The sequence below is a fragment of the Actinoallomurus acaciae genome, from assembly GCF_042429965.1.
Taxonomy (GTDB): Bacteria; Actinomycetota; Actinomycetes; order Streptosporangiales; family Streptosporangiaceae; genus Actinoallomurus; species Actinoallomurus acaciae.
Map to the genome: position 1 here is coordinate 1 of NZ_JBHLZP010000344.1, position 8,973 is coordinate 8,973.

11 protein-coding genes are annotated in these 8,973 nt (G+C 71.3%); 8 read left to right on the forward strand and 3 right to left on the reverse strand.

Going from position 1 to position 8,973, the window contains the following annotated elements:
* Nucleotides 1–357 precede the first annotated feature (357 nt).
* Nucleotides 358–1,056, reverse strand: coding sequence for a TetR/AcrR family transcriptional regulator (locus ACFFNX_RS33585; protein WP_378209893.1), 699 nt, complete (start codon nucleotides 1,054–1,056; stop codon nucleotides 358–360).
* Between the two features lie 269 nt (nucleotides 1,057–1,325).
* On the opposite strand from ACFFNX_RS33585, the gene ACFFNX_RS33590 reads away from it, so the two are divergent.
* The 5 genes from ACFFNX_RS33590 to ACFFNX_RS33610 all read left to right on the forward strand — a co-directional run bounded on the left by ACFFNX_RS33590 (nucleotide 1,326) and on the right by ACFFNX_RS33610 (nucleotide 6,414).
* Entirely contained in the window at nucleotides 1,326–2,324 is a 999-nt protein-coding gene (locus ACFFNX_RS33590; protein ID WP_378209902.1) for a LacI family DNA-binding transcriptional regulator, read from the forward strand.
* A 221-nt stretch (nucleotides 2,325–2,545) separates the two neighbouring features.
* Nucleotides 2,546–2,782 (forward strand): hypothetical protein, encoded by a 237-nt coding sequence (locus ACFFNX_RS33595; protein WP_378209894.1) that lies wholly within the window; start codon nucleotides 2,546–2,548, stop codon nucleotides 2,780–2,782.
* A 312-nt stretch (nucleotides 2,783–3,094) separates the two neighbouring features.
* The gene (locus ACFFNX_RS33600) at nucleotides 3,095–3,874 is read left to right on the forward strand and encodes an N-acetylmuramoyl-L-alanine amidase (protein ID WP_378209903.1); all 780 of its coding nucleotides are present in this window, start codon (nucleotides 3,095–3,097) and stop codon (nucleotides 3,872–3,874) included.
* Nucleotides 3,875–3,898: 24 nt separating this feature from the next.
* Nucleotides 3,899–5,320, forward strand: coding sequence for a DUF7059 domain-containing protein (locus tag ACFFNX_RS33605; RefSeq protein ID WP_378209895.1), 1,422 nt, complete (start codon nucleotides 3,899–3,901; stop codon nucleotides 5,318–5,320).
* Complete coding sequence (locus tag ACFFNX_RS33610; protein WP_378209896.1) at nucleotides 5,320–6,414, forward strand: DUF711 family protein; 1,095 nt, start codon at nucleotides 5,320–5,322, stop codon at nucleotides 6,412–6,414. The genes ACFFNX_RS33605 and ACFFNX_RS33610 overlap by 1 nt, the downstream gene beginning before the upstream one ends.
* On the opposite strand, the gene ACFFNX_RS33615 is transcribed toward ACFFNX_RS33610, so the two are convergent.
* Together ACFFNX_RS33615 and ACFFNX_RS33620 are read right to left on the reverse strand one after the other, a co-directional pair.
* On the reverse strand, nucleotides 6,404–7,291 hold the full coding sequence (locus tag ACFFNX_RS33615; protein ID WP_378209897.1) for an alpha/beta fold hydrolase: 888 nt from the start codon (nucleotides 7,289–7,291) through the stop codon (nucleotides 6,404–6,406). The genes ACFFNX_RS33610 and ACFFNX_RS33615 overlap by 11 nt on opposite strands.
* A 68-nt stretch (nucleotides 7,292–7,359) precedes the next feature.
* The gene (locus ACFFNX_RS33620; protein WP_378209898.1) at nucleotides 7,360–7,680 is read right to left on the reverse strand and encodes an MmyB family transcriptional regulator; all 321 of its coding nucleotides are present in this window, start codon (nucleotides 7,678–7,680) and stop codon (nucleotides 7,360–7,362) included.
* On the opposite strand from ACFFNX_RS33620, the gene ACFFNX_RS33625 reads away from it, so the two are divergent.
* From ACFFNX_RS33625 to ACFFNX_RS33635, 3 genes are all read left to right on the forward strand, one after another.
* A complete protein-coding gene (locus ACFFNX_RS33625) occupies nucleotides 7,627–7,974 on the forward strand; it encodes a hypothetical protein (protein ID WP_378209899.1) in 348 nt (115 codons plus the stop codon). The genes ACFFNX_RS33620 and ACFFNX_RS33625 overlap by 54 nt on opposite strands.
* On the forward strand, nucleotides 7,898–8,392 hold the full coding sequence (locus ACFFNX_RS33630; RefSeq protein WP_378209900.1) for a 2-thiouracil desulfurase family protein: 495 nt from the start codon (nucleotides 7,898–7,900) through the stop codon (nucleotides 8,390–8,392). Before ACFFNX_RS33625 ends, ACFFNX_RS33630 begins: the two co-directional genes overlap by 77 nt.
* A 73-nt stretch (nucleotides 8,393–8,465) precedes the next feature.
* On the forward strand, nucleotides 8,466–8,973 hold a 508-nt coding region (locus tag ACFFNX_RS33635; RefSeq protein WP_378209901.1), incomplete at its 3' end, for an alcohol dehydrogenase catalytic domain-containing protein.

The following is an 8,973-nucleotide window of genomic DNA, read 5'->3' on the forward strand; positions in this document are numbered from 1 at the left end:
TGCCCGCTGCCCGCTGCCCGCTGCCCGCTGCCCGCTGCCCGCTGCCCGCTGCCCGCTGCCCGCTGCCCGCTGCCCGTCGCTGGCTGGGCTTGTCCAACCCGCTGCCTCATCCGGCGCCCCGTTTCGTTTAACGCCCCGTCTCATCCGGCGCGCTGCCTCGTCCAACGCCTCGTCTCGTCCAACGCGCCGTCTCGTCCAACGCGCCGTCTCTTCCAACGCGCTGCCTCATCCCGCGCTCCGTCTCGTACAACGCCTCGGCTCATCTGGCGCGCCGTCTCATCCAGCGGCGATGGTGGAGGGCTCGGCGGGACGTCCGTGAGTCAGGGGCAGTCGGGTGTGGCGTCGGCTGGGCTCGGGTCAGCCTGGGGTGTCGTCGGCGAGGCGTTCGAGCAGGGCGGCCACCTCCGGGTCGTGTCGGGCGGCGACGTCCAGGAGTACGACGTGGTGGTCTACGAGGAGGCGTTCGAGTTCCGTGCGTGGCAGGTCGCGGTGTTCGAGCCAGTCGAGGCCGGCCGTCTCCACCGACGCCATCCACGAGCGCAGTGTGATGCGGAGCACCGGGTCCGGGTCCTTGACGCCGATCGCGGTGGTGATGTGCTGCATCACCAAATTCCGGATGTTGTCCAGGACCTCGCCGACCTCACCCGAGCGGTACGCCGGGCCGCCGCGCAGCAGGGCCACGAAGCCCGCCGCGTGCTCCTCCACATAGTCGAAGTAACGGTGCAGCGAGACCGCCAGCCGTTCCAGCGGCTTGCCCTCGGCCGGAGGCTTGAGCAAATCGCTCAGCTGCTTGGCGGCACTGTGCAGCGCGGCGAGGTAGAGCTCCTGCTTGCCACCGAAGTAGTGATAGACGAGGGCCCGTGACGCGCCGGCGGCGTCGGCCACATCGTCGATCGAGATGTCCTCCGGCTGCCGGTCGCTGAAGAGTTCGAGGGCAGCGGCGATGAGCTCGTCGCGGCGCTCGTCGACGCTGAGCCGCCGCCTGCTCGGGCGGCCGCCGGACGCGCGTCGAACGGCCTGCGCAGGCTCCTTCCCGTCTACTGCGCGATCACCCACGCTTGGCAGCGTATCCGAGCCCACGTCCAATAGACCGCCATCCGTGGCAGGTCAGCGCCGACACGGCACCCAAAGGCCGCCTATCGACCATGACCGAAAGTCCTCGACTGACCGCCCGTTACGCACTGTTACAGCAGTCAAGGGTCTTGTCGGGGCATCATGGCATCTCCTCCCTTGCGGCGGTCCGTCTGTTTCTGCCCGGATTCAGGTGGGACGTCGGAGACACAGGAGAATCAGTGGCAGCAGAGGATGTACGCCGGGGAAGGGTCGTGTCGGCGAAACCCACCATTCGGAACGTCGCCGAACGGGCAGGCGTGTCCAAATCACTGGTCTCGCTCGTCATGCGCGGGTCGCCGCACGTCAGCGAGCACCGCCGGCAGGCCGTGCTCAAGGCCGCGCGCGAGTTGGGATACCGGCCCAACGCGGTCGCGCGGAGCCTTGTCGAGGGCCGTACGCGCCTGATCGGAGCGCTGGTCGCGGACCTGCACAACCCCTTCTTCGCCGAGTTCCTCGACGGTCTGCAGGAGAGCCTGCACGGCGCGGGCCTGCGCATGCTCGTCGGCAGCGGCCGGTGGGACCCGCACTTCGAGGCGGAGGCGGTCGAGGCGTTCCTGGAGATGCGGGTCGACGGTCTCGTCCTGCTCAGCGTGGTACCCGACTCGTTGAAGGACGCCGCCAAGAGCGTCCCGGTCGTGGTCGTGGGCGAACGCGACGTGGAGGGCGTCGACATCGTGGTCGATGACGACGAGCTCGGCGCGCGGCTGGCCGTCGACCACCTCGTCGGGCTCGGGCACGACCGGATCGCGCACATCGAGGGGGCGCCGTCGACGACCGCGCACTACCGCAGGATCGGGTACGAATCGGCGATGAGGAGCCACCACCTCGATGATCGGATCATCGTGGAGCCGGGCGACTTCACCGAGGACGGCGGCTACCGCGCGGCACGCAAGCTGCTGTCCCACGACCCGCGCCCGACCGCGATCTTCGCCCCGAACGACCTGGTCGCGACCGGTGTCCTGTCCGCCGCGGACGAACTCGGCCTGAACGTGCCGGAGGACATCTCGATCGTCGGGTACGACAACACGCACCTGGCCGCGATCCGGCACGTCTCCCTCACGAGTGTCGACCAGCCGCGTCGCGACATGGGCCGTGTCGCCGCCGAGCGCCTCTGTGCCCGCATCGACGACCCGATGCGCGACACTCTGCAGACGCTCGTGGTGCCACACCTGGTCATCCGGTCCACGACCGGCCGCGCACCCCGCGGCTGACGGCAGGTACCCCGCGCGGGTCTCGTCCCGGTAAGGGGCCGGTCAAGTCTGGCCGAAGCCGCCTGCCGTACGCCCGGGGCACGGCCTTAATGGGTGAGCACACCAGCCGCTCGGCGAGCCGAGGCGGGTGGCGTCGCCGGCCCTTCGGGGGATCGGCCGGCACGCCGCCGCCCGGCCGCCGGGCGGCGGCCAGAGTGGATCATGTGGACCCGGGGGTAATCATGCGTGATCCGGAGTTGGTCTCCTGCGCCCAGCGCGCCGCGAGCGAGCTGGAGCGCGCGTGGTCCCAGTGGCGCCGCTCACGAGGCCTGATCGAGGAGGTCTCGGAGTCGGTCGCGAGCTACGTGGCCCATTCGATCGATCACCCCTGGGGCCGCCCGCGCGTGGTCCTGGGCCTGGACGCGGAGGAGGCCCGCGCCCTCGCGGCCCTGCTCGGCAAGGAGCACGCCTGCCTGTAGCACGTGCCCGGACAACCTGGCCGGAACCGTCCCCGGGCAGCCGGGCGTGACCGCCGTCGCCACGAACTCAGCGCGGAGAGGGCGGCGGCGGTCACTCCCCCCGGACCCGAGCCCCTCGGACACGAGGGGCCATCGAGACCAGTGAGAGTAAGGATGTTCTGGTCAACGACCAGATGGCGGGCGCCTGACCGGTCATTGGTCAGGCCTTTGCCGTCAATCGGCCAAAGCTCGCCCACGTCTTTGGCACACTGAGTCATGATGTCTGAGCCCATGACTCGTTCCGGACGAAAAGCCTTCGGTGCCTTGGCGATCGTGGCCGTGGCCGGGCTGGTCAGCGCCTGCGGTTCCGGCGGCGACTCCTCCGCCTCCGCCGCGCCGCCGTCCGCCGCGCCCACATCCGCCGCGGCGTCTTCGGCCGCGCCCACGCCGCAGGCACCGCTCGCCGGCAAGACCATCGTGATCGACCCGGGCCACAACGGCGGCAACGCCTCCCACCCGGAGATCATCAACAAGAAGGTCAACGTCATCAACGCGATGAAGCCGTGCAACACCACCGGCACCGCGACGAATGACAACTACCCGGAGCACGCCTTCACCTGGGACGTCTCCCTCCGCCTGGCCAAGATCCTCCGTGCCAAGGGCGCCAAGGTCATCCTCACCCGCAAGAACGACAAGGGCGTCGGGCCCTGCGTCGACGAGCGGGCGAAGATCGCCAACCGGGCGCACGCCGACGCCTCACTCGCCATCCACGGCGACGGGGCCCCGGCGAGCGGCCACGGGTTCCACATCATCGAGCCGGCGGTGATCAAGGGGCACAACGAGAAGGTCGTGCCCGAGTCCAAGCGGCTCGGCATGGACCTCCGCAATGCCTTCCACCAGGGCACCGGCATCCCGTACTCCACCTATCTGGGCAAGAACGGGATCGACGTCCGCAGCGATCTGGGCGGGCTCAACGTCGCCACCGTGCCGGCCGTGTTCATCGAGGCCGGCAACATGCGCAACGCCGGCGACGCCGCCAAGATGAAGAGCTCCGCCGGACGGCAGAAGATGGCCGAGGCGCTGGCCCAGGGCTTCGTGAAGTTCCTGACCTGACGCCGCGACCGGAAGAATGGGGGCATGCCCCCGACCACAGCGGCCGAACGCGTACGTGACCTGTTCCACCAGGCCGGATACACCGTCGACGGCGTACGGGACCTGCTCGGGCCGGTCGCGGGTGCGGCTCTGGCCCGGGGCGAGATCGTTCCCGCGCTGCGCGCCTCACGTGGCGCGACACCCGTGGAGTCCCTGCTCCGGCTCTTCTGGCTCCAGGTGCCGGTACCCACCGGCGGCCTGCCCGTCGACGACCTGATCGCACTCGGCCTGGCCGAACGCGACGGCGATGACACCGTACGGGCGCGCCTGCACGTCGAACCGGTCGAGGGCGATGCGCGTCACCTCGGCTACGTCGTCTCCGACCTGGCCGTACGGCCCGGCTCCGGCCGGCTGCGGCCCGACCACGTCGTCGGTCAGGGCGGCGCGTCGGCGAACCTGGCCCAGCTCGTTGTCCACAGGCCTGTGGACAACGTTCTCGATCTGGGGACGGGCTCCGGCGTCCAGGCCGTTCACCTGGCCCACCGCGCCCAGCGGATCACGGCCACCGACCTTCACCGGCGCGCCCTCGACCTGGCCGCGCTGAGCTTCGCCCTGTCCGGAGTGGAGGCCGAGCTTCTCGCCGGTGACCTGTTCGCGCCGGTCGAGGGCCGTACGTTCGACCTCATCGTGTCCAACCCGCCGTTCGTGATCTCGCCGGAGCGGAGGTTCGGCTACCGCGAGTCCGGCCTGCCCGGTGACGAGGTCTGCCGGCGGCTCGTACGCGAGGCGCCGCGTCACCTCGCCGACGACGGCTGGTGCCACCTGCTCGCCAACTGGCTGCACGTCGAGGGCGAGGACTGGCGAGATCGCGTCGCCGGCTGGATCGAGGGTGTGGACGGCTGGGTCGTCCAGCGCGACGTCCAGGACCCGGCGGAGTACGCCGAGCTGTGGCTGCGCGACTCCTGCGAGGCCGGCACGCCGGAGTACCGCGACCGGTACGACGCCTGGCTGGAGTCGTTCGCGAGCCGGCAGGTCACCGGCATCGGCTTCGGCTGGATCAGCCTGCACAAGAGCGGCGGTGAGGACGTCCGCGTCGAGGAGCTCCGGCACGCCGTCGACCAGCCGGTGGGCGCCTATGTGGACAGGGTCGTACGCGGCCGGCCGACGATCACCGACGAGACGACGCTGCGCACCGCCGACGGCGTCGTCCAGGAGCAGACCGGCCGGCCCGGCGCGGAGGATCCCGAGCGGATCGTGCTCCGGCAGACACACGGCCTGCGCCGTGCGGCCCAGGTCGGCACGGTCGAGGCGGCGCTGGCCGGCGCCTGCGACGGCGACCTACCGCTCGGTCCGCTGCTCGACGCGATCGCCCAGATCACCGAGACCGACCCCGGCGCCGTACGCGCGGCGGCCCGGGACGTGATCCCGGATCTGATCGCCGACGGCTTCTTTGAGATCATCGGCTGATGGTTCCGATTCGTACGCTCACGCTCGGAGTGGCAGAGCCGCACCCGTTGACCGGCGACGTCATCGCCAAGTCCGCCGAGGCGCTGCGCCGCGCCGAGGCCGCCTGCCGTGCCGAGGGCCACGAGGTGCAGACCCTGCGCCTGTCCACCCGCCCGGTCTTCGGCGACATGACTCCGACCGCCGCGTACGCCCGCGAGCTGCAGGCGATGCTGGACGAGGCGGGACTCGTCTATCTCTCGCTCGGCCCCGCGACCGACGGCGTCGAGATCATCCCCGAACTGCTGATCGGCAATGACGCGCTGAGCTGCACGGTACGGCTCGACGGCAACACCGCCGCCGCGCGGCCGGCCGCCGAGGCCATGCTCCGGCTCGCGAACGAGACCGAGGAGGGCTTCGGCAACTTTCGCTTCGCCGCGCTCGCCCGGGTGCCGGCGAACGGCCCGTTCTTCCCCGCCGCGTACCACGAGGGGCCGGCCGCCCTGACCGTCGGCCTGCAGGGCGCGAGCATCGCCGCGCGGGCGGCCGCGGGAGGCCTTGAGGGGCTCACCGAACGCGTCGCCGAGGCGCTCACCGCCGAGGCGACCCCGGTCGTGCGGCTCGTGGAGCGGATCGCCGGTGAGCTGGGCGTACGCTTCGGCGGCATCGACCTGTCCCCGGCGCCGAACGGCACCGACAGCATCGGCGCCGCGTTCGAGGCCACGGTCGGTGCGTTCGGTGCGCCGGGCACCCTCGCCACCGCCGCGGCGCTGACCGCCGCGTTGCGCGGCACGAGCCTCCCGACCTGCGGATACAACGGGCTCATGCTGCCCGTGATGGAAGACGTCGTCCTGGCGCGCGCCTGGGAGGAGGGCAGGGTCGGCCTGCACGACCTGCTGGCCTACTCCTCCGTCTGCGGGACGGGCCTGGACACCGTCCCGCTGCCGGGCGACAGCTCGCCCGACGATCTGGCGCGGCTGCTGCTGGACGTCACCGCGCTGGCCGAGAAGCTCGGAAAGCCGCTGTCGGCGCGGCTCTTCCCGGTGCCGGGCACGCGGTCCGGCGACCGCACCGCCTTCACCTCGGAGTACCTGACGAACACGATCGTCAGGTGGTGACCCGGGCGATCGCCTCCAGGCTCGCGGCGACGTAGGTCGTCGGCGCGGCGAGGAAGACGTCGTGGTCCTCCTCGATGGTGATCACCTCGGCGCCGAGACCTTCGGCCATCGCGCGCTGGTCGCGCGGCGGCACCGCGGAGTCCTTGGCCGTCACCATGACGACGGTCGGCACGTCCTTCAGCGACGCGGCGTGCGGGCGGAAGTCGAAGTCGTACTCGGCCAGCATGACGTCCACCATCGTGCGCGGATGGCACAGCATGAGCTCGCGGCGCAGCCACTGCCAGAGGAGCTTGGTCTCGGTGCTGCGGTTGCGGGTGTCGCCGAAGAACCGCAGCGGCGCCGTACGCCCGAGCCCGAGCGCCGTCAGCGGCCGTACCGCGCGCAGGAGCGGCTTGGTCAGCCGGTCCATCCAGCTGTCGAACCGCATCGCGGTGGCCTGGAGGATCAGCCCGGCGACCCGCTCGGGGTACCGGAGGGCGAGGTCGAGCCCGACCGGGCCGCCGAGTGAGTACCCGAGCACGATCACCTTGTCGATGCCGAGCGCGTCGAGCAGCGCGATCTGGTCGTCGGCGGCGCCCTCGATGGTGAACCGCTGAGCGCGGGTCGGCCCCCGGCCGTGCCCGTGGTGGTCCATCGCCACCAGACCGCCGGGCAGGCGTGGCATGAGGTGGCAGAAGTTCACGTCGGCGGTGAGGGTCCAGCCGTGCAGGAGCAGAACGGGAGCGTCTCCGTCGACGACACGGGCGGTCACCCGGCCACGGCCGGGCAGGTCGATCACACGGGTGGGCGGAAGATCGGGCTCGATCACACTGGGACCGACCCGGCCGAGCGGACGCATGAACCCCAGCCCCCGGCGGAGATCGGCCTGCGCACCCATGCCCCAGAGCTTCGCACGTCAAGGGGATCCAGCATAGGAGACGGTTGTCACACCGATTCGGGGATTATTCACGGGTTTCGTCTGGCGGCCCGCACCGACGGAGGCGACCACTTCACGATGACGCCGCCGTACACCCCGGGGCCTGGAGCACGCTCGATCAGCCGCGCGTACGACGGCTCGCCGAGGCGGGGACCGGCCTCGGCCCGGAACTCGGCGAGGAACCGGCGGCCGGTGACCTCCCAGCCGGGCAGCAGCTCGCGCACGTACGGATCGGTGAACACCAGCCACAGCAGGTTGCGGTCCTCGGCAAGGTGGCCCCGAACGGGAGGCACCTGATGGAGGACGTCCATCGCGCCGGGGGAATCCCCGCGCTCATGGGTGAGCTGCATCGCGCCGGGCTCCTCAACGAGGACGTGTACGCCGACTCGCTGGGCGAATGGCTGAAGACCTGGGACGTCCGCGGCGGATCACCGTTGTGGAGCTCTTCCACGCCGCTCCGGGACGCGTCCGTTCGTCCAGCGCCTTCTCCCAATCGGCCGACCGCGTACCGTCCGCGACGTGAACCGGTTCGAGGACTGACGCTCCCGGTCGTTACCGTGGAGGTTGATGGAGCGGATCCTGGTCAGTGCCTGCCTGCTGGGCCAGCCGGTGCGTTTCGACGGCACCGGCAGGCGCAGCGATGACGCGCTGTTCGAACACTGGCGGCGGGAGGGGCGGCTCGTGCCCTTCTGCCCTGAGGTGCGCGGCGGGTTGCCGGTGCCGCGTCCGCCGGCCGAGATCAGCGGCGGGTCGGGCGCGGACGTTCTCGACGGTCGTGCCGTGATCCTCACGCCGGACGGCACCGACGTCACCCGGCACTTCGTCCTCGGTGCCCGGCAGGCGCTCGAACGCGCGCGGTCGTACGGCATCCGCCTCGCGATCCTCAAGGAGGGCAGCCCCTCCTGCGGCAGCACCCGCATCCACGACGGGTCGTTCGCCGGGCGCAAGATCCCCGGTGCGGGCGTCACGACCGCCCTGCTCGAACGGCACGGCATCGCCGTCTTCGCCGAGGACTCCCTGGAGGACGCCGCCGCCCGGCTGGCCGAGCTCGAACGTCGCTGACCTCGGACGGTTGACCTCAACCTTGGTCGAGGTTGAAAACTGCCTCCCAGGTCAACGATGGGGAGTAGTGATCATGCGAGTGATTCAGGTTGAGCGTTTCGGCGGACCCGAGGTGCTGGTGCCGGCGGACGCGCCGGACCCGGTGGCCGGGCCGGGGCAGGCGGTGGTCCGGGTGTCGGCGGCGGACATCGGGTTCGTCGAGACGCAGATCCGGGCCGGCGCCTTCGGCGACTACTTCACGGTGGTCCTGCCGTACGTCCCCGGGCACGGCGTGACGGGCGAGGTCATCGACGTCGGTGCGGGCGTCGACCGAGGCTGGGTCGGCCGGCGGGTCGCCGCCTACACGGGCGAGCAGGGTGGGCGCGGCGGATACGCCGAGCGGGCGGTGGTCGAGGCCGCCGCGCTGGTTCCGGTGCCCGACGGACTGGACCTGCACGACGCGGCGGCGCTGCTGCACGACGGCGTCACCGCGCTGCACCTTCTCGACGTGGTCGGCGTACGGGCCGGCGAGTGGGTGCTGATCACGGCGGCGGCCGGTGGCATGGGCCTGCTGCTGGTCCAGCTCGCGCACGCGGCCGGCG